Source organism: Mycolicibacterium komossense (assembly GCF_025822605.1).
Classification (GTDB): Bacteria; Actinomycetota; Actinomycetes; order Mycobacteriales; family Mycobacteriaceae; genus Mycobacterium; species Mycobacterium komossense.
The window spans coordinates 1-20,470 of sequence record NZ_JACKTY010000030.1 but is presented as its reverse complement, the minus strand read 5'-3'; the positions used below and the strand labels follow the sequence as shown (position 1 = coordinate 20,470).

General features: G+C 65.3%; 17 protein-coding genes and 1 tRNA gene. 9 read left to right on the top strand and 9 right to left on the bottom strand.

Features of this window, described 5'->3' with window-relative positions; translation table 11 throughout:
- Positions 1 to 25: 25 nt before the first annotated feature.
- The 3 genes from H7J73_RS16490 to H7J73_RS16480 are packed head-to-tail and all read right to left on the bottom strand — an operon-like array spanning position 26 to position 3,282.
- Positions 26 to 1,744: a DUF3556 domain-containing protein gene (locus H7J73_RS16490; protein ID WP_264068580.1), complete on the bottom strand. Its 1,719-nt coding sequence runs from the start codon at positions 1,742 to 1,744 to the stop codon at positions 26 to 28.
- A gap of 3 nt (positions 1,745 to 1,747) precedes the next feature.
- Positions 1,748 to 2,827, bottom strand: a complete 1,080-nt coding sequence (locus H7J73_RS16485; RefSeq protein ID WP_264068579.1) for a CaiB/BaiF CoA transferase family protein — start codon at positions 2,825 to 2,827, stop codon at positions 1,748 to 1,750.
- A 14-nt stretch (positions 2,828 to 2,841) separates the two neighbouring features.
- The gene (locus H7J73_RS16480) at positions 2,842 to 3,282 is read right to left on the bottom strand and encodes an SRPBCC family protein (RefSeq protein WP_264068577.1); all 441 of its coding nucleotides are present in this window, start codon (positions 3,280 to 3,282) and stop codon (positions 2,842 to 2,844) included.
- A gap of 69 nt (positions 3,283 to 3,351) precedes the next feature.
- Here H7J73_RS16480 and H7J73_RS16475 point away from each other — a divergent pair, with 69 nt between their 5' ends.
- The gene (locus H7J73_RS16475; RefSeq protein ID WP_264068576.1) at positions 3,352 to 3,699 is read left to right on the top strand and encodes a UBP-type zinc finger domain-containing protein; all 348 of its coding nucleotides are present in this window, start codon (positions 3,352 to 3,354) and stop codon (positions 3,697 to 3,699) included.
- Positions 3,700 to 3,801: 102 nt separating this feature from the next.
- Here H7J73_RS16475 and H7J73_RS16470 read toward each other — a convergent pair whose 3' ends face one another.
- Entirely contained in the window at positions 3,802 to 4,197 is a 396-nt protein-coding gene (locus tag H7J73_RS16470) for a nuclear transport factor 2 family protein (RefSeq protein WP_264068573.1), read from the bottom strand.
- Between the two features lie 31 nt (positions 4,198 to 4,228).
- Between H7J73_RS16470 and H7J73_RS16465 the strand changes: the two genes are divergently transcribed.
- On the top strand, positions 4,229 to 4,357 hold the full coding sequence (locus tag H7J73_RS16465) for a hypothetical protein (protein ID WP_264068572.1): 129 nt from the start codon (positions 4,229 to 4,231) through the stop codon (positions 4,355 to 4,357).
- 1 nt (position 4,358) lies between these two features.
- On the top strand, positions 4,359 to 5,285 hold the full coding sequence (locus H7J73_RS16460; RefSeq protein ID WP_264068571.1) for a cation diffusion facilitator family transporter: 927 nt from the start codon (positions 4,359 to 4,361) through the stop codon (positions 5,283 to 5,285).
- A 2-nt stretch (positions 5,286 to 5,287) separates the two neighbouring features.
- Here the strand turns inward: H7J73_RS16460 and H7J73_RS16455 are convergent, their stop codons facing one another.
- Together H7J73_RS16455 and H7J73_RS16450 are read right to left on the bottom strand one after the other, a co-directional pair.
- Positions 5,288 to 5,998, bottom strand: a complete 711-nt coding sequence (locus tag H7J73_RS16455; protein ID WP_435405511.1) for a M24 family metallopeptidase — start codon at positions 5,996 to 5,998, stop codon at positions 5,288 to 5,290.
- Between the two features lie 94 nt (positions 5,999 to 6,092).
- Entirely contained in the window at positions 6,093 to 7,745 is a 1,653-nt protein-coding gene (locus H7J73_RS16450) for a DUF7937 domain-containing protein (RefSeq protein WP_264068569.1), read from the bottom strand.
- Positions 7,746 to 7,953: 208 nt separating this feature from the next.
- On the opposite strand from H7J73_RS16450, the gene H7J73_RS16445 reads away from it, so the two are divergent.
- Positions 7,954 to 9,723, top strand: a complete 1,770-nt coding sequence (locus tag H7J73_RS16445) for a DUF7159 family protein (RefSeq protein WP_264068568.1) — start codon at positions 7,954 to 7,956, stop codon at positions 9,721 to 9,723.
- A gap of 18 nt (positions 9,724 to 9,741) precedes the next feature.
- A complete protein-coding gene (locus H7J73_RS16440; protein WP_264068567.1) occupies positions 9,742 to 10,416 on the top strand; it encodes a GNAT family N-acetyltransferase in 675 nt (224 codons plus the stop codon).
- Between the two features lie 50 nt (positions 10,417 to 10,466).
- Here the strand turns inward: H7J73_RS16440 and H7J73_RS16435 are convergent.
- Positions 10,467 to 10,531: transfer RNA gene (locus H7J73_RS16435), tRNA-Phe, on the bottom strand.
- A 174-nt stretch (positions 10,532 to 10,705) separates the two neighbouring features.
- Between H7J73_RS16435 and H7J73_RS16430 the strand changes: the two genes are divergently transcribed.
- Positions 10,706 to 12,244: a rolling circle replication-associated protein gene (locus H7J73_RS16430; protein ID WP_264068566.1), complete on the top strand. Its 1,539-nt coding sequence runs from the start codon at positions 10,706 to 10,708 to the stop codon at positions 12,242 to 12,244.
- Between the two features lie 64 nt (positions 12,245 to 12,308).
- On the opposite strand, the gene H7J73_RS16425 is transcribed toward H7J73_RS16430, so the two are convergent.
- Positions 12,309 to 13,574: a hypothetical protein gene (locus H7J73_RS16425; protein WP_264068565.1), complete on the bottom strand. Its 1,266-nt coding sequence runs from the start codon at positions 13,572 to 13,574 to the stop codon at positions 12,309 to 12,311.
- A 281-nt stretch (positions 13,575 to 13,855) separates the two neighbouring features.
- On the opposite strand from H7J73_RS16425, the gene H7J73_RS16420 reads away from it, so the two are divergent.
- On the top strand, positions 13,856 to 14,782 hold the full coding sequence (locus H7J73_RS16420; protein ID WP_264068564.1) for an Abi family protein: 927 nt from the start codon (positions 13,856 to 13,858) through the stop codon (positions 14,780 to 14,782).
- 127 nt (positions 14,783 to 14,909) lie between these two features.
- Positions 14,910 to 18,170, top strand: coding sequence for a DEAD/DEAH box helicase family protein (locus H7J73_RS16415; protein WP_264068563.1), 3,261 nt, complete (start codon positions 14,910 to 14,912; stop codon positions 18,168 to 18,170).
- Positions 18,171 to 18,346: 176 nt separating this feature from the next.
- Here H7J73_RS16415 and H7J73_RS16410 read toward each other — a convergent pair whose 3' ends face one another.
- Positions 18,347 to 18,706, bottom strand: coding sequence for a hypothetical protein (locus H7J73_RS16410; RefSeq protein ID WP_264068562.1), 360 nt, complete (start codon positions 18,704 to 18,706; stop codon positions 18,347 to 18,349).
- Between H7J73_RS16410 and H7J73_RS16405 the strand changes: the two genes are divergently transcribed.
- Positions 18,602 to 20,392: a DNA methyltransferase gene (locus tag H7J73_RS16405; protein ID WP_308207426.1), complete on the top strand. Its 1,791-nt coding sequence runs from the start codon at positions 18,602 to 18,604 to the stop codon at positions 20,390 to 20,392. The genes H7J73_RS16410 and H7J73_RS16405 overlap by 105 nt on opposite strands.
- Positions 20,393 to 20,470 lie beyond the last annotated feature (78 nt).

Sequence of the window (20,470 nt, the reverse complement as noted above, 5' to 3'; positions counted from 1 at the left end):
GCCAGGGCAAGCTATTCCGTCAAAATCACCCTGATCGGAACGTGACGGTCAGCGGAATCGGGCCGTTGGGCAGCCACGGCTGTTCGGCCACCAGATCGGCGACCTGCCAGGTGCCGCGCTCGATGACGCCGAGCGCGGCGTCGATCACCTTGTAGTGCTGGACTTTGCGGTGGATCGGCTGCGACTCCACCCAGACGACGATCAGCTCACCGGGTTCGAAGTGCGCCTCGTCCTGCACAGCGCTGATGAGTTCCTCGTTGTGTAGATGGCCGTCGCCGAAGTTAAACCCCACCAACGTGTTACACACGATCTCGCCCTCGCGGACGGACCTGCTGTCGATATCGGGCAGGTTCTTCAGCAGCACCGAGAACAGACCGCGGCCCTGGCTGTGCATGGACCGCCAGCCCAGGATCTGTTGGGCGAACAATTCCGCGTCGTCGGGGGTGTAGCCGTAGTCGACGAGCTGATCGACCACATTGCCCGCGGAGCGGGTGACCCGGTTGAGTTTCTCTTCCGTCCCCGGCGCGAACGCCCACAGCGCCGAGGCCCAGTTGCCTGCGTACTGGCGCATCGCGGGCAGGAAGGACACCAGATCCGGCCGCAGATTACCCAGCACCGGAAAGAAGCTCAGCGCCGTAATGAAGACGACGGCCAGCCACGGCGGCGACATGTCCCAGACGGCGAAGCCCTGCCAGTTCGGGAAGCCGACGAACAGGAACACCACGGCGTAGGCGAACAACGCATTCCACTCCGAAGGCACGGCCAGCGGAAACGTAGAGATGATGAACAGGTGGAAGCCGACCATGATCGCCACCGCGACATAGGTCAGCCACGGCCATGGCGACAATAGCAGCGCCAGTGGGGAAATGATCTCCACGACGGTGCCAGGCCCGTGTGCCATGAACGTCGCCAGGTGTGAAGGCCGGACGTCGTCGGGGAAGTTACGGTAGTGCGCCCGCTTGAGCCACTTCAGTGGCATCGCGGGACTGTTGCTCACCATCGGCGGGATGACGCTGGTGAAGTGGGGACCGAATTTGGAGATGCCCGCCCAGAACCAAACGGTGAAGATCAGAATCTTCAACGCGATGATCATGTCGGGCATCGCCAGCACGGCGAAGATGAACAGCGCGGGCAGATACTGCTCCCCGCGGGCGGCCAGGAAGATCGTCTTGTCCCGCAACCCGAGCAGGACCAGCAGCACCATCGGTGCGATCAGCAGCGCGGGGCTGACCAGGCCGGAGTCGTCGGGCGGGGACACCATGGCCGCGATCACCGTCGCGGCGAGCAGTACATACAACGCGATGTCGAACCACGTCCGCCGATCGCCGCCGGTCAGCGGTATCCGGCGCCAGGGTCGTAATCGAATGGTGTTGGGCCTGGCCCAGAACCGGAAGCCACCGGTCATCGGCTTGGTCTTACCTGCCAGCGGGCCCCACGATCCGCCGAGGCCGAGAAGTTCCAGCAGCACCGTCCACAAGATCACTTTCTGGTACACGATCGGCTGATCCCACCACTGCGCCACGTGCCAGAACGCGGGCAGATCCGAGGTGGCGGTGGCGATCGTGACTCCGCAGATGGCGTAGAAAACCACCAGTTTCACCAGATAGATCAGATGCACCATGCGGGGCACGCCGTAGCCGTAGTCGACCCACTTGAGCACCAGCACCTTGAGGCGGTCCATCAGCGGCTGCTGCAGGAATACCGCCGGGTCGACAGCGGGCAGGTTAGGTGTGGTGAATCCCATCGATCACCAACCGATTTCGTCGAGCGAGGTGGTGCCGGTCGGCGGCACGCCGACGGGCCCCGATGGGGTGCGGGAGAACCGCGGAGCCGGCGCGGCCTGGGTGACGCCACCGGCGTCGATCAGCGTGCCGCGCTGGCGCAGATGATCATCGCCGGCCGCTTCGGACCACGTCAGCACCGGCGTGACGCAGGCGTCCGTACCGGCGAAGACCGCGGTCCAGTGGTCCCTGGTCTGGCTGCCGAACCGTTGGGCGAACGTCGCATACATCTCCTCGTACCGGTCCCGCTCGAATTGTCCGGGCACCTGGTCGGGCGAAAGACCGAGTCCGCCAAGTAATTTCGCAAAGAACTGCGGCTCGATGGAGCCGACGGCCATATATCCGCCGTCGGAGGTCGCATAGGTCCGGTAGAACGGCGCGCCACCGTCGAGCAGGAACGATTCGCGGTCATCGCGCAGCGATCCGGTCGCCTTCATCGTCCATATCATCTGGGTGAGGATGCTGACGCCGTCGACCATCGCGGCATCGATGACCTGGCCTTGGCCCGAGCGTTCCCGCTCGTAGAGCGCGGCGACGATACCGAGCAGCACGAACATCGAGCCGCCGCCGAAATCCGCGACCAGGTTCAGCGGGGCCACCGGTGGGCGGTCCCGGTAGCCGATGGCGTTGAGCGCGCCGGTCTGCGCCAGGTAGTTGATGTCATGGCCGGCCGCCGCCGCCAGCGGTCCGTGCTGGCCCCAGCCGGTGATCCGCGCGAAGATCAGCCGCGGGTTGACGGCCGCGCACTCGTCGGGCCCGATGCCGAGCCGTTCGCACGTCCCGGGCCGGAAACAGTCCAGCAGCACATCGGCCTTGGCGGCCAATTCCAGTAGCCGCTGCGGTTGACTCTTCACGTCCAGGTCGACGATCCGCTTGCCGCGATGCAGGAGATCGACGTCCTCGGCCGGCATCTTCAAGCCACCGGGCCTGCGCACCCGTACGACGTCGGCGCCGAGGTCGGCCAGCACCATCGCAGCGTGCGGACCGGGGCCGATACCACCGAGTTCGACGACCCTGACACCGGCCAAGGGACCCGAATTCATCACGGGCGGAACAGCACTCAGCTCTTCTTGACCTTGAGTACCTGCTTGCGCAGGCCGTCGGTCGCGGTCTCCATACCGCCCTTGAGAGTGCGCTTGACCAGGAAACCGGGCAGCGGCACAGCAAGGTCGATCTTCATGTCGAATGTGACCCGGGTCTTGTCCCCGTTCGGCATCAGCGTGTAACCCGCGTCCTGCGCCTTGAGCTGACCCGAAGACACCAACGTCCACGTCACGCCGTCGTCGGCCCAGGTGTACTCGATGACCTGTTCATCGGTCAGCCCAGCGGCCTTCACCGTCATCTTGACCTGTTTGGGCCGGCCGTCGGGATAGCTCTCCAGGATCTCGGCCTTCTGATATTGCGGAGACCACGACGGGGTCGACTCGACATCGGCGATCACATCGAGGATCTCTGCCGGGGTTGCTTCGATGACCACTTCGCGCGAATCACTGGTTGCCATGGCCGGAACCTTATCGAGTGCGATCTGAGGCTGGGACGGCTTTCGGATACGCAAGTAGTCTCGGCTGTCATGAGCGCAGAAATCGACCCGACCGCGGTCCCCAGCGGCACCGGATGTGTTGAATGTGATGCGTCCGGCGGCTGGTGGGTGCATCTACGGCGCTGCGCCGCCTGCGGGCATATCGGCTGCTGCGACGACTCGTTGATGAAGCACGCCACCGCGCACTGGAAGTCGAGCGGCCATCCGATCATCCAGTCCTTCGAACCGGGGGAAGACTGGTTCTGGAACTACGCGACCAACGACTACGCCGACGGGCCCGAACTGGCCCCGCCGGACTGCCGACCGGTCGACGAAACCGTGCCCGGCCCGAAGGGGCGCGTGCCCGCCGACTGGTACGAGCAGTTGCAGCAGGGCTGAAGCTGCCGGGCCGAGATGCGGCGCGCGGCCCACCTGCGCACCCGCGGCAAATGCTCGGCTGCGCCACATAATTCGCTTTCCCGGCCCAGCGTGCGCTGGTAGCTACCCCTCTATTCCGGCATTCTGCATGGCGCGAGTGAACTCGGCGCCCATCTTCTCGGCGAACGCGTTGACGGCTTTGAGCGGGCGCAGCATGACGGTGAACTCGTCGATGAGCCCGTCGGGCCCGGTGTGCAGGAAGTCGCAGCCGTTGATCTCCAAGTCGCCGACCTTCGCGACGAACACCAGGGCGTGATCGGGGTCGGTCTCCCCACCGATCTCCCGGACGTAGTGCAGGTCCTCGAACACCCGCGACACCGCGCCCAGGATCACGCCCAGCATGTCCCGGCCGACGTAGGGCTTGTGGGCGATAGGGCTGCGGAAGACGACGTCCTCGGTACACATGGCAGGGATGGCGGCAAAATCACCGGCTTCGACGGCGGCGCGGAAAGGATGCATGGTGCACACGCTAACTGGGTAGACCTGCACGGTGAAAAAGGACAGCGCGCCGGACGACGTCGACAGTGACCCCGCCAAAGGAGCCGACGACCGCACCGACTGGGCGGACGAGGGCGGCGCCACCGCCGAAGGACCCGCGAGCGACACCGACGACTCCTGACGTGCCCAACGGTGAGAGCACCCGCACCGTCGTCATCGCGTTCACCGCCAACCTGTTCGTCGCGATAGCCAAGTCGGTCGCCGCCATGATCTCGGGTTCGGCCTCGATGGTCGCCGAGGCGTCGCACTCCTGGGCCGACACCGGTAACCAGATCTTCCTGCTGATCGCCAACCGCCGGAGTTCGCGGGCCCCTGACGCCAACCGGCCCATGGGTTACGGGCGGGAGGCCTACGTCTGGTCCCTGCTGGCGGCGGTGGGCTTGTTCGTCGTCGGCGCGGCGGTATCGGTCTGGCACGGCATCTCCGATCTACTGCACGAGCCGACCGGGCACGAGAACTATTCGGTCGCCTATGTGGTGCTCGGCATCGCATTCGTCCTCGAGGGCAGCTCCTTGCTCCAGGCGACCCGCCAACTCAGCGGCGAGGCCGAGGAGCAGGGCCGCGACCTGCTCGAATACGCACTGGACACCTCCGATCCCACAACGCGGGCGGTGTTCGCCGAGGACAGCGCGGCGCTGATCGGGCTGGCATTGGCCCTGGCCGGCGTCGGGTTGCACCAACTCACCGGCAACGCGGCGTGGGACGCCATCGGCTCGATCCTGGTCGGCGTGCTACTGGCCGTCGTCGCGATGATCCTGATCGACCGCAACCGCCGATTCCTCACCGGTGAACCCGGCTCCCCCAAGCTGCACGACGCCGCAGTCGAACGCCTCGAGCAGATGGACGACGTGGCGTCGGTGCGATTCCTGCGCCTGGAGTACATCGGGCCCAAACAGATCTTCCTGGTCGCCAGCGTCGATCTCGTCGGCGACGACGCCGAGTCCACCATCGCGCGCCGGCTGCGCACACTGGAACGCGAGCTGGAGACCAATCCCTATGTGGTCGACGCCCTCCTGACCGTGTCTGATCCGGACTTCGAGGACCGCTGACCTCAGGGCAGGTCGAGCAGTTCCTCGTGGAAGCCGCCGTACCCGCGCTCCCGGTCGACCAGATGGACCTCCAGGATCCAGTGACACTGCCTGCCTGAGCGGTCTTTTCGCCGCATCGGCAGCGTAGAGCCCGGCGCGACATAGGAATCGATTTCGTCGCCGGCGATCTTCTCGTGTGGGAACTCACCCACGAGGTGTCCGGCGATATCGCCGCCGAACTCCCACCCGCGGTCCTTGCTCAGCGCCACAACGTGGTTGAACAACTCCTCGCCGGTGACGTCGGGGTGGGTCAGGAAATACTCCCGGCCCGCCGCCCACACCTCCGGAAGCGCTTGGCACAGCGCGACTTTCCGCGGATCGTCGCCCACCACGAAGGTTCGCCCGAAATCGGCTTCCCAGTCTTCGAAGATCGGCCCGAAGTCCAGGAACAGGATGTCGTCCTCGGCGATGACGCGGTCACGCGGATTCGCATCGTAGGTTGCCAGGGTGTTCTCGCCGGCGCGCACGATGCGCTTGTGCCAGTGCCTGGTCACCCCGAGCATGCTGCGCGCCAGATCGCGGATCTCATCCGAGAGGGCGCGTTCGGTGATCCCGGCGCGCACAAATCCGCGGCGGCCCACCTCGTCGAAGAGTTGGGAAGCCTTGTCCTGGGCATCGAGGAGTCTGCTGACGCGCGTGTTCTCGTCCACATCGGTACCGGTCACGGTGTCCATGCTAGTTCCGGGTGGTCGAGTGGGTTCAGCTCAGCACGTTCGGACGAGAACCCGACGGACTCTCCCGCCGCCGGCAGGCTGACCGCGCCTGGGTTTACGTCTTGGGCGGCTGACGCTGGATCCGCAGCGCGGTGGTGGGTACCTGGAGTTCGGTGGTCGCCGGTGCGGGCAGCACCGTCGTCGAATCATCCTTGAGGCGAGCGATTCTCGGCGGCGAAGGGGGGCGAGGCTGGCGGACGATGGTCGGCGGGGCGGGATCGGACGACGGCACCGGCGCAGTCACGGCGGACGCGGTTGGAGCCGGGGCCGGCGGGACGGGCGCCGGCTTGGCGGCACGGCGGTTCAGATACCCGGCCAGCGGGCCGGTGAACAGCAACGCCGCGAGCACCGTGAGACTCAGTGCGCAGACCACGACGTCGAACGTGCTGGTGATCTGCTGCGCCAGGTTGTTGCCGTAGATCGCGTCGGGCGCAGGTGTGGCGTAGCGGGGAGCCAGCGCAACGCCGATCGCCACGTCCGCGACGGCGAAGACGAACAGCACCGCGCTGAACGCGGCGGCCACCGTTGCCGAGGACACTCCCTTGGCAAGCTGGCGATGCAACCCGAGTGCGATCACGCCGGTGATCAGGCTGAACACCGTCATCGCGGCGCTGTCGTAGAGCGCGCGCGGCAGGTCGAGCGAGAGCGCGATCACGTAGTCGACCACGCGCAGTCCGGCACTGGCGAGAGCCCAGAAGGCGATGAGCGTCAAGCACTTCTGCGCAGCGCCGCGGTAGGCACCTATCGTCGGCGGCTTGATCAGGAAGACGGCATAGAGCGTCGTCGGAGCGACGATCGCGGCGGCCGCCGCCCAGGCCAGGTAACCCTCGTAGCCGACGGCGGCGGTCGAGGTGTTCTCGGCGATGCCGTGGAATGCGTCGACATCCCTGCCAATTCCGGCGATCCAAACCAGTGCGCTCGCAACGGCTCCCGATGCGCCCAGTGCGGTGGTGGCCAGACGGGCCGCGCCGGTCTTCTCGATAAGCCAACGGGAGCCGATGACCAACGCGATCATCGCCTCGGCGCCGTAGAGCAGTGTGGTGACGATGACGGCGATGTCATGCCCGCCGAAGCCGGCCGGGGTGACGAACAGATACCGCAGCCGCCAGTAGAGATTGAACGCCACCGACAGCGTCGCGAGCGCGATCGATACTGCGCCGACAATCCGCCCGGCGGTATACCAGCGGCGAAAACCGTTGTCCTCGATGGTGATCGAGGTGATGGGCGGCTGCCCGGCGAGCAGTGCACCCGCCACACCGAGGAGCATGCCAGGACCGGCGCCCGGCGGAACGGCGCCGGTACCACCGTTTCCGATGGTGTGCACCAAGTGGTAACCGAGGAAGCCGAGTACGACGACGAGGTAGGCGAGCGTGAGCAGCAACCGGCTGCGGCTGGTGCGGCGGATGTCGGCCTGGGGAGCGCTCAACCGCAACGGGCCGAGGTGCGGGGCCAGCGCTGCGGCGACGGCGAGCAGCGTCACGACAGCCAGTACCGCGAACAGCCCGGCGTCGCTGCCCGGGACACCGAGTCCGAAGACGAGGTTCCAGGGCAACAGCATGGCCACCACGAGCAGCACCACAGCGAGACCGTCGCGCACCGTGTTGGCGCGCACAGGCACGAAGCCGACGCGCGCGGACCTGGCGGCGACAGGCGCGGCGGTGGTCGGCACACCGACGGTGGCCGACGCGTCGTAACGCTGGTCGCTCACGTACCGATTCCTTTCTGTGGGTGACATCGCTCTGCGGGTGACATCGCCAAGATATCTGGACTCAGCGTGGTCACTTTTGCTGTGGCGCACAAGCAGGCGGCCTCGACGACCGGGGCGCGTCGGCCCCCTGGAGTAGCTTGGGGACGTCGATCATGGCAGGCCGGGACGTCGGGGGGCCAAGACTAGGAAGTGGACGGATGGCCAACGAATGGATGTAGTTCTGGGGGTGTCGGTCACCGGGCGAGTGGCGCGGCTGGCGTTGGTCGGCGCTCCCGGCGGTGGTTTCCAGGTGCTCGACGAGTACGCGCTCGACCTGCCTTCCGAGGATCTGGCGGCAGAGACCGATCTGGCCGACACCATCGTCGGCACCTTCCGTTCCGTGGCCGAATCCGGCGCCCGGGTGGCCGCGACACGGCTCTGCCTTGACGCCGGCCAGGGCGCGATGCTGCGGCAACAGGTGCTCGGCGCCGGCGTGCCGAACGTCGAGGTGGTGGCGGAGGCCGAGGCTGCCGCCGCGATAGCCCGCAGTGCCGGAGCAGACGCCGCCCTGTTGCTCGCCGACGACGACACCGCGTCACTGACGGTGATCGGCGCGGACCCGGAGTCGACATCCGTGCTGGCATCGGTACCGATCGGCACCACCGGCGCCGCAGCGGCGTGCGCGACGGTGCTGCACCATGTACCGGCGGCAACCGGGGCGCTGCGGGTGATGCTGATCGGCCAGCGTCTGGACCTCGATTCCGTTGCCGCCGAGCTCAGTTCGACCACGCCGGTGCAGGTGCCCCCGGACGCGGGCTATGCGATCGCCCGCGGCGCCGCGCAGACGGCCGACCCTGCCGGCTTCGCCCCCGCTGCAGCGGCCACCCAGATGGCACCCGCAGTCGACGCCACCCAGATGGCACCTGTGAGCGCCGAGGCCACGCAGATCTCGACGGCGGCAGGCGCCGCGGTAGGTCCTGAATTGGCGTACTCGCAGGCGCCCGACGACGACTCGGTGGACTACGGCGAGATGCCGATGGATTCGCTCGGCGAGTTCGTTCCTGAGCAGTTCGACGGGGAAGATCCGGCCGAATACACCACCGCGATAGCGCCGCCGCCCCCGCGGATGATCCTGATAGGCAGCGCGGCCACGTTCCTGTTGATCAGCTTCGCGACACTGGCGGTCACGGTTGCGGTGCACGTGCGACCGGCCGCCGACGTCAGCGCCGCCCAGCCGGTCCCGGCAGTGCAGTCGGACACCGTGCCCGGGCGTTATCTGCCGCCGGTGCCGCACGAGCCCGATCCGGTGGCGTTGCCCGTCGCGGTCTTGACGCCAGTTCCGGCCGCGCCTGCTGTGCCGGTGGTCCGGCCGAACACTGCGCCGGTGGTAGAAGCGCCCGTCGCACCACCGGCATTGCCAGCGCTACCGCCTGCCGACATCCCGGCACCGGCTCCCGCGCCGATCGACGTCCCAGCCATTCCGATCCCCCTGCCGCCGGTCATCGTGCTGCCGCCGTTGAATCCGTGGACACCGCCGACCTGGCCGCCGACGACTGTTACGACGACGGTGACAACCACACCACCCACCACGACATCACCACCCACCACGACCACAACCACCCCGACAACGACTTCCGCGCCGCCGACGACGACAACTCCCCCCAGCACCACGACGACGCCGCCCACAACCACCGCGCCCCCAACCACCACCGCGCCCCCAACCACGACGGAGGCGCCCGTGACGACCGTGACGGAACCGCCCACACCCGTCACCCCGGAGGCACCCTCGGCACCCGCATCGGCGCCGACCACGGAACCTCCGGTCGAGCGGGCGCCCGTCACGGAAGCCCCCGTGCAGACGCAACAGCCGTCGAGCGGTGGCGGCGAGTCGTCAAGTGGCAGTCGGTCCTCCGGCAGAGAAGGATCCGGCAGCGGAAGCTCAAACAGTGGTGGCGGTTCCGTGGAGGCGCCGGTGACGACGGTTCCACTCAGCCCCTGAGCGGTATCTTCGTAACCCGTGTCTGACCTCGACAACCCGGTATACGCGTCGCTGACCGGCCCGCACCGGCACTTCGCCCTCCAGGTGGGACGTAGCGTGCGCTACCCGGCCGAGGTTTCGGCGTTCGCCGGTTTCGCCGGCCCCCCGACTTCCCGCGACTGGGCCGATCTGGCCGAGAACACCGGTCCGGCTGCGGTTGTCCTGCTCACCGGCGTATTCGGCGATCCGCCCCCAGATTGGGACGTGGTAGATAGCATCCCCGGCGTGCAGCTCGTCGACGACGGCGTGGCCGCGGCACCCGATGACGAGGCGATCCGGCTGGGCGCCGCGGATGTGGCCGACATGCTCGCACTGGTTGCCGATACCCAACCGGGGCCGTTCTTCTCCCGCACCGTCGAGCTCGGCACCTACCTCGGTGTACGTCGCGGCGGTCGCCTGGTGGCGATGGCAGGAGAGCGCCTGCACCCGCCCGGCTTCACGGAGATCAGCGCGGTGTGTACCGCGGCGGACTTCCGCGGCCAAGGCCTGTCCACCCGACTGGTACACGCTGTCGCCCATCAGATCCGGGCGCGCGGTGAGACACCGTTCCTACACGCGACGGCGTCCAACGAGAGAGCGATCCGCCTCTACCGATCATTGGGGTTCAGACTCGCCCGCACTCCGGGCTTCCTGGCCGTCCGGGTGCCCGGCTGAGCGCCGACACCTCGTAGCGGCCTGGCGCGACATCCTGCTACGAGATTGAGTGGCCAGGGCCGGGATCGAACCGGCGACCTTCCGCTTTTCAGGCGGACGAGATAGCCACTGACCTGCGGTTTATTTGATTCTGTGCGTCGTATGCGCGGCATTGAGCTGCGCTGACGCATCAGGTCTGTCCGACGAACGGACATAAACCGGACATGGTGCTTGCGCTCCTGACCAGGAGCTGCCGTGCCGACGCTTGCGTTGTGGGCGGACTCAGCGGCTCCGGGGAGCAGGTACCCCGATGCCCAGCATCGCATCACCAGCCACCGGGTCGACGTCGTCGGCGGGCGGCTCATCGGCGCCTGATGGACCGCCATTCAGGCACGGTTCTCCGGGGGCCTCGGTTGGCGGGAGGTCGCGAGCGCCCGAGGCCGCCAGGCCGCAGGGCGGGAGAGCGCCAGCGGTCGGCCGGACGTCGACCGAGGCACCAGGCCTCAACCCGGCCGCGGCCGGCGGGCTTGTTATATGTGCCGAAAATGTCCGCGAGTCGGTTGGCGACAGCATCGCGACCGGCGAGCTGCGGGCGATCGACGCACTGGGGCTGCGGTTCCCGACGCCCGAGACGGTCACCGCCGCTGCGGCACTGTTCGAACCGGCGGCGCCGTGGGCATCTGGTCCTGCCCGTCGCGGGGTCGAGCCGGAATCCGGACGGTTTCGCATCTCCATCGGTCCTGGTGTCGTACGGCTCGGGTGGACCAATCCAGTCCGGGCCGAGAAAACAGCGGAACGGGCCGTCGCACATCACCAACGTGACGTTGACGACGCGAAGTTCCATGTCAGGAATGACCTCGAACTCGATGCTGGGCACCGTGATCAGGCCGTCGTGTCTTTGACACGACGGAGTCCTACGGAAAACGACCGGTGCTGTACTGGCGGTGTCATCACCGAGTGGTCCCGCAAATCACGGTCGGCGATGTGCCGCACCTTCGCCGAGCTCGACTACAGCCCGCTGGTGGAATCCGGTCGCGTTCCGGCGATGGTCACCCTGACCTATCCCGGAGACTGGGAGATCGTCGCCCCCGACGGGGCCAGCGTGAAACGGCACATGGTGTTATGGCGCAAACGCTTTCAACGTGAATATGGCGAACCAGCCAGCTACATTTGGAAACTGGAGTTTCAACGTCGGGGCGCTCCGCACATTCACCTGTGGATGGCGCCACCAATCTCACATGGTCGCTCAGGTTGCGGCTTCGCTCAGTGGTTGTCCGAGACGTGGGCTCAGGTTGTGGACCATCCCGACCCCGAGCAGAGGGCACGGCACCGGCTCGCCGGAACTGCCGTCGACGTGCGCAACGGATTGAAAGCCTGCGACCCCAAACGGCTGGCGATCTACTTCACCAAACACTCATCACCAAACCTGCACGGCGACAAGGAATACCAGCACATCGTGCCTGAACTCTGGCAACAGCCGGGACGCGGGCCTGGCCGATTCTGGGGTGTCTATGGGCTCAAGAAGGCCATCGCCGTCGTCGAGGTCACCCAGGACGCGTACCTGGCTGCGCGCAGGGTTGTGCGGCGGTGGTCACGCAGTCAGGCGGTATACGGCGATCCGGCCAGCCGCTTCCCCACAGCCGTCGTCCCGCGGACAGCAATCCGCGTGGTCCCACGCGTTGACCGCGCCACAGGGGTCGTGAAGTATCGGCGCGTACGGCGACGACGAACGCTTTGCGATCAAGGTGGATTGGCCGGCGGATATGCGCTGGTGAATGACGGTCCAGCGTTCGCCGCCCAGCTTGCCCGCGCGACACAGGACTCACAGAAGAGAGTTACAGCTCTCTAATCGTGGCCTCTGCGGTTTTGGTTAATTTTAATCTTTAGGCAGTCTGCGCACGCGGCGCTGGAACTCACCTCTGCTTGCGCCGCGACAGTGTTCGGAAGGACTCTCTGAGGTCGGCGGTCTTTCCCTTAGCTACATCGGTCAAACCAATTGCTCCGGCCTTGGCTGCATCGGCAAGATCTGTGGCTTTATCTTTGGCTACGGTGGCCCCCTCTGATCCGGTCGCCAGCGCTTTGCCCACCGCCTCGCCGGCAGCCTGGCGCCATCGCTTCGCATCGCTGGGCGCGTCGCTGGACTCGATGCCGAGGCGGTCGCGAAAAGCCACCACACCCGTCGCGATCTCATTGCTGGACCGCACAGCTGTTGGCGCGTCGCGCGGATTGAGCAGTACTCGCGAATTCGCTTTGCGGACCGACTCATTCATTTGTGTCAGCAGTTGGGCGGTACTGCGAGAGATGAGGTCCAGCCGCCTCTGGCGGGCGTTAGTTAGGCCCAGCCGGTGATTGTCGAGGTCGTCGGGGGCGGAATCGAGCACGCGATCCAGCTCCAGCACAGCCACCCCGTCCTGGAGCTGGAAGCAAAGTGCAACCACTGCCAACCACTCGCGCACCTTGGGCTCGGCATCCTTGGTCGCCTTTGCGATCTTGCCGAGGTCGGCCTTTTTCTCGAGGTTCTCGGAGATGGCCTCAAGTTGGCGTATGGCGTAGGCCTGGGTCTGCCCAAGGATCAAGGATGCCGACTGAATCTTCGACCAGGTGATCTCCGAGACCCGCCCGACCTCGTCACGCACGGCGAGCGCTTCCTCGATGACGAGGTTGACACCGATCATCTGCGCGAGAACCGCGTCCTTCTGTGCGCGGAGGATGTCGTCAACCTTCTCGTTGATCTCCTGGAAATACTCAACGATCTGGTCCATCTGCTGCTGCATCGCCTGTTGCTGCATCATCGTCGACAACGCTGAGAGCGCGAAGGGGCCGCTAAGCAGCGCCGTCGGGGCCTGCGCGATCTGAAGCCACTGCTTCACCTCTCCGGGCTTCCCGATCATCGCGTGACTGACTCCAGGCGTCTTGGTCGCCATCAGCCCGTACTGCTTGACAGCTTGCGCCGACTCGGCGGTCAGCTTGACCCAACGTCCCGAGTTGGCGGCGACCTCCGAACCGACTCGCAGGGCTGCCCCGCTGGTGCCGGTGAATGACGAAAGACGCTGTACGTCTAGAACCTTCGATGGCGTCTTGCCGAGGCCTTGGTCGAGCAGGAATCGCTCAACATCGGCAGAGCCACCGATGACAGCCAAGCCGTCGCCATCGGCGACCAGTTCGATCTCGTTGCCCATATCTTCTCCGATTAATGGAGGCCATCGACTGGTGGAGGCCATTGACCGGCCTCTCGATCGCACCAGACGCTACCGCCAGGCCACGACACCACGTGAACGATTGAGGTCGGTCACACTGCGGGCTCTCTGAGGGCTGGATGATACAGTCGACCATCGAGGAACGCGTTGCCAGAGACCCATACCTGGTAGCTCGCATCGTGAGGCGACGGTTGCGCGTTGTCGGCGGCTTCGGCTACATTGGAATCAATCGACCCCCTCCCAAGCCTCTCCACGATGCTCAAATGGGAGGGGCCTTTTTTGTCCTGGGGTGCCTATTGAAGCCGAGCCTGTCGTGGTACGCACAAGTCGATCTGCTGGTCGAGCGGGGACTCGTTGTCAATGATCGGGACGCGTGCGCGGCGTTCCTCGCAGCGCACAACTACTACCGGTTCTCCGGATACATGCGCTACTTCCAGAAAGCGCCGCACCGCGGCGACAACAGCTTCGAACCTGGCACAGCGTTCGACGACATCCGCGCGACGTACGACGCCGACGAAGCGTTGAGGTCGGTACTGTCCCAACGTCTCGGCCGAGCCGAAATCCTTCTCCGCACCCACACCGCGCACGTCGTCGCCAACGATCACGGGCCGTGCGGCCGGTACCTCGAAGAGGACTTCTACACCGATGCCACCAACTCGGAGCCGACCGTCGAGTCGTGCTTGAGGGACATCGAGCGCAGCAGAGAACGACACATCTTGCGCTACACGACCGACAGCGGCAGCACACCCGATTTCACCGTCCTACCCGTGTGGTCGGCCGTCGAGGCGTTCTCGTTCGGAACACTGTCCAAGTGCATCGAGCGCGGCGGGCGGGGAACGCTGGCAGATGCCGTCGCGACGAGTCTCGGCGTCGCCAAGGCCGGCTTCCCGTACCGCGTGCGAGCGCTGGTATACCTCCGCAACCGCTGCGCGCATCACAGCCGGTTGTGGAACCACTCCGTCATCGACGCCGGCCCGACGCCGAACAACGTACGCGTCAAGGCTAAGAAACTCGCGGGCCAGTTCGAGCCACGGTCTGTGCTCGACGTCCTCGCGTCGCTCGACGACATCGTCGTCCGTGGGAAAGCCGCTGACCCCGTGCTACCGGACCTGGTGCATCAGCACGACCGGACCTCCGCGTTCTGGAGGGGGCTGTGTCACCCAGTCAACCCACGCGACCGCGGGGCATAGCCTCGGAATTTCGCGGTGGTCGGCACGTTGCGACAGTCTTGAAAACTGACGTTACTGGCGGGACCGTCGGCGCCGTGCTGTATGAACAGCTCGGACCTTCAGCATCACCGGGAAGCGGGCGCAAGCGTTGACACGGATCTTTGACAACATCAAGCAGGATCTGGGCTCACACCTGGAGAAAACATTGCAGGTGTCGAACACCATGGACGTGGCGGTCGGCTACTTCAACCTGCGCGGCTGGGCCGTTTTCGACCAGCTGGTCAGAGAAAAGGCTGAGAACTGGAACGCAGGCGATCTGCCGATCGTGCGGATCCTGATCGGCATGATGACAGCGGGCGTACAGCAGGAAACGCTCGACGCGCTGCAAGCGGATCTAGAAGGCGGCGGCGAGTCCGATGCCGACGCGAACGCCGCGCGGGAACGTAAGGCGATCCTGATCGAGCAGCTCCGCCTGCAACTGATGCGGGGGCTTCCCACCGTCGCGGACCGGGCGGTGCTGCAGTCCCTGCGCGACCTGCTGGCTACCGGCGCCGTGGAGATCAAGGTGCACACTCGCCGCCCACTACACGGCAAGGCGTACGTCTGCCACCGAGAGGACCTCAACAACCCGATCACGGGCTTCGTCGGGTCGTCGAACCTCACAAGGCCCGGCATGACAGTGAACTACGAGCTCAACGTCGACGTCCTCGACACCACGGCGGCGGCGACCCTCGCGCAGTGGTTCGTTGATCGCTGGGACGACAAGTTCAGCCGACTGATCAGCGCCGATCTGCTCGACCTCCTCGACGAGTCATGGGCGCGCCGCGAACCCCGCCGGCCGTACGAGGTGTTCCTCAAGGTCTGCTACGACCTATCCCGCGACGTTCGCGAGGGGCTGGCCGAGTACTCGATTCCCGGCGTGATCAGTGAACAACTGCTCGAATACCAGGCCACAGCGGTGCAGACGCTGGCGCGGCGAATCATGACCCGCAACGGAACGATGCTCGGCGACGTCGTCGGTCTCGGAAAGACCCTGACGGCGATCGCGGTTGCGTTGATGCTGCGCGATGAACACGGCTACATGCCGCTGGTGGTGTGCCCGAAAAACTTGGTGTCGATGTGGGAGGAGCACTTTGAGGCGTACGAGCTGCACGGCCGGGTTGTGCCCTACTCGATGGCCCACGCGGTCCTGCCCACGCTCCGGCGCTATCAGCTGGTCATCGTCGATGAGTCCCACACGCTGCGCAACGACACCCGCCGCGATTACAAGGCGATCCAGGACTACATCCACGCCAACGACAGCAAGGCCCTGCTGCTGACAGCCACCCCGTACAACATCCGTTTCCAGGACGTGGCCAACCAGCTGGGCCTGTACATCGACGACGATGACGACCTTGGCATCGCACCGGTCAACGCGATGTTGGCCGACCCGAAGCTCGTCGACAAGGTGGACGGGAAAACCACCACGATGGCGGCGTTCCGGAGGTCCGAGGACCCGGACGACTGGAAGCGTCTGATGAGTGAGCATCTGGTGCGCCGAACGCGCACGTTCATCAAGAACAATTTCGCCCAGACCGACGCCAACGGACCGTACTTGGAGTTCGCCAACGGCAGCAGATTCCGTTTCCCGCAACGCATCCCAAAGCCGGTCGATCACTCCTTCGGCGAGAACGACCCCGCTGCATTGATGGCTGGGGACATTACCCTGGACACGATCACCTCGCTGCGGCTGCCCCGCTACGAACTCGGCAACTACCGCTCCTCGACCGCAGCACCGACCGAGGCGGAACAGGAGTTCATCGACAACCTAGCCCGCGGTCGCGGCCACGTCGCCGGATTCGTCCGCACCACCTTCTACAAGAGGCTCTCGTCTTGCGGGCACTCGTTCACCCTGTCGTTGAAGCGGCATGTCGCCCGCAACGAACTGTTCCTCTACGCCATCGACAACGGGCTGGCGATCCCCGCCGGGACCATCACTGAGAACCAGTTCGGCGAGGACGATGACCCTAACGACGAGAACGACGAGGACACGACGGCCAGCGCGGAGGCCCGCCACGCGACGCTGCAGGAAAGCAACCCCACGGGCCTGACGTGGCTACGCCCGGAATTATTCACCCCGGCGCTCCGGGAGGCACTGGTCGAAGACACCACGGCGCTGCGGTCGCTACTCACCTTGTATGGCGACTGGAAGCCAGAAACCGACTCCAAGCTCGACGCCTTAGTCCACTTGCTGCAAACGGACCATCCGGACGAGAAGGTTCTGGTGTTCACCGAGTACAAGGACACCGCCGAGTACATCGGGGCCGCGCTGCGGGCGACCGGCATCGACAAGGTCGGTGTCGCGACCGGTGACAGCGAAAACCCAACCCGCCTCGCGCAGCGATTCTCCCCATTGTCGAACACCTTGCCCGGCCACGAACCCGACGTCACCCCCGGCGACGAGCTGCGGGTCCTCATCGCGACCGATGTTCTCAGCGAGGGACAGAACCTTCAGGACGGGCACATCGTCGTCAACTACGACCTGCCGTGGGCGATCATTCGCCTCATCCAACGCGCTGGCCGCGTCGACCGCGTTGGGCAGAAGGCGGACAACGTTCTGCTGTACTCGTTCTTCCACGAGTCGGTGGACAACGTGATCGACCTGCGCCGCCGGATCAGCGCTCGACTGCACGCCAACGCCGAGGCTTTCGGCTCCGACGAGCTGTTCTTCGGTTCCGACGGCGAGACCCAGACCATCGCCGACCTGTACAACGGGACACTCGACGACAACGACTCCGGTGAAGACGTCGACGCGTCAAGCCTCGCCTACCAGCACTGGACCCGGGCGGCCGGTGAGGATGCCGAGCTCGCGGCGAAGATCGCGGGCCTACCCGACATGATCTCCGCTACCCGACGAAAGCGCATGACCGACAACGACACTGGAGTGGTGTGCTACGTCCGTACGGACTCCGGCATCGACGGTTTCGGCCGCGCCAGTGACGACGGCACCAGCGCGCTCCTCACTGGGCATGAGGTGCTTAAGACCTTTGAAGCTGCCCCCGAAGAGCCTGGGCTGGAACCGGCCGACCACCACGACAAGCTGATCGAGACACTGGTCCGAGGCCCGCTGGCCACCCCGACCCTCGCGGCAGGGCGGCTGCGGGGTGTCCGCCGCACGCTGTGGAACCGCCTGGGCGCCACCCTGCACAGTCATAACGCCGACACCTCAGTGGCTCTCGACGACCTGTATCAGCACCCGCTGGCCAAGGACGCCGAGCACCGGCTCAAGCGCTCCATCCGCAACGGGGCAAGTGATGACGAACTCGCCACGCTCATCGCCGCACTGCACCGCGACGGCGATCTCACCATCACCGCCCGTGGCGGCAAGGACCCGATCCGCATCGTCTCCAGCATGGGAATCGCCGAATGACCGACAACCGTCTTCTCGACCTCGTCGACGCCCGCAACTTCCGGACCCTGTTCATCGACGAGCTCGGCTGGGACAACCCCGACCGCCCACCACTGACTCTCGAAATAGACGGCAGCGACTACACCCTTAACCAGGTGGCCGGGTACAAGGGGCTTCGCGTCTGGCACTGCCCTCTGCTACCGCCCCGGCCCGTTCAACGCCAGATCGATGTTCTCGTCGGGAAGGACAACCTGGAACGGCTGGTCGTCTTCACCGATGAGCACAGGCAGGAATGGCGGTGGCCACGCCGCGCGCAACTGGGTTCCACCAACGCCAAACTTGTTGTCCACCAGTATCATATCGGTGATCGCACCACGCATCTGGCCGATCGGCTTCGAGCGATAGAACTCGACTTCGACGAGGACCTCCCCCTTGTCAACCTGCTGGATCGGATGCGGGATGCGTTCGACCGTGAAGCCGAGACCGCCTCCGTCGCCGCGGCGAGGCTTATGGGGACCCTGTACAACCATCTCGAATCCGCAGGTGTCGGTGAGCACGACGCTACCCTGCTGCTCGCTCGGCTGCTTTTCCTGTTATTCGGCGATGACGCCGACATGTGGAGGCCCCCAGCGCTATTCGAGAATCACCTTCGCAACCAGACCACTGCCGACACTCTTCACACCGACCTGATCGAGCTCTTCGATGTGCTCGCCACCCCGACGGATCGCCGAACCATCGAAGCAGGTGATCCGCTCACGTTCTTCCGTTACATCAACGGTGGACTGTTCGAGGACCCTCTGCGGTTACCCCCACTGCCGGTCGAGTTCCGCGGTGCACTTCTCGAAGCATGTAGCTTCAACTGGTCCGTTATCTCCCCGGCGGTCTTCGGTTCCATGTTCCAGACGGTCAAGAGCAAGGAAGCCCGGCGTCACGGCGGTGAGCACTACACCACTGAAGCGAACATCCTCAAGACGATCCAACCCTTGTTCCTCGACGAGTACCGCGACCGGCTCGAACGAGCCTCGAACGACAAGGGTCAACTCACCAAGCTGCATAACGAACTTGCAGAGCTACGCTTCCTCGACCCGGCCTGCGGCTGCGGCAACTTCCTCGTCGTTGCCTACCGCGAGCTCCGTGCTGTCGAACTCGAGATACTCAAACGCCGCCGAGACCTCGACATGGAAGCGATAGCCGCGGGCAAAAAGGTTGAGCGTGCCCAGCTTTCGCTGGACGTCACCGCCAACGTAAAAGTCACGCTCGACCACTTCTTCGGAATCGAGATCGATGAATGGCCAGCGCGTATCGCCGAGACCGCGATGCTGCTCGTCGACCATCTCGCCAATCAGCAGATGGAACTGGAGTTCGGGGTGGCCCCCGACCGCCTGCCCATCACGATCGCGTCCAAAATCAGGCAGGGGAACGCGCTAGAGATCGACTGGAACGCCGTACTTCCTTCCAGCGAGCATGTGATCGTCTTCGGAAATCCTCCCTACGCCGGACAAAAGGAGCGGACGGCGGAACAGACCGCCAACCTTCGGTCCGCCTTGGGAGACGACTACAACGGCAATCTCGACTTCGTCTCGGCCTGGTTCCGCAAGGCGTCGGAATACCTCACCACGCCCAACTCGCGGTTCGCGTTCGTCGCCACGAGCTCGATCTGTCAAGGACAGTCAGTTGCACCGCTCTGGATTCCGATCCTGCGATCAGGGTGGTCGATTGTCTTCGCGCACCGCCCTTTTGACTGGGACTCCGAGTCGGCTAACCCTGCTGGCGTTCATGTCGTGATCGTTGGGTTAGCACGGGGCTCCAAGTGCACCGAGCGAACACTGTTCTACTACGCCGCTAACGGCCTCGGTAAGCCTGAGGCGCGCCAAGTCGCGAACATCAACCCGTACCTGCTGAACGCTCCGAACATCGCTGTACGGGCGTCGCGAAAGCCGGTGCCCGCGCACCTGCCGCCTCTTACCGAGGGGAACAAGTTGTGGGACTTCAACAACCTTGTCATCAAACCGGATGACCTGGACGCCTTCGAGACAGATCCCGTCGCGTCCAAGTTCATTCGGTCGCTGCTGTCGAACACCACACTCCTGAAAGGGAAGCCTCGGTGGGTGCTGTGGTTACGGGACGCGGAGCCCGCTGACTGGGCCGGAAGCGTCCTGATCGAGGAGCGGCTACGTCTTGTGAGGAAGGAACGAACCGAGAGCTCAGATGCAGAGGCGAACGGAATTTTTCAAGGTGGATGAGTCCATCGGGTGTTAAGCGGCTGTCGTGTCGGCCTCCTCGGTGGTGTCTTGGGCGGGTCGGTTGATCCAGGCGGTGTC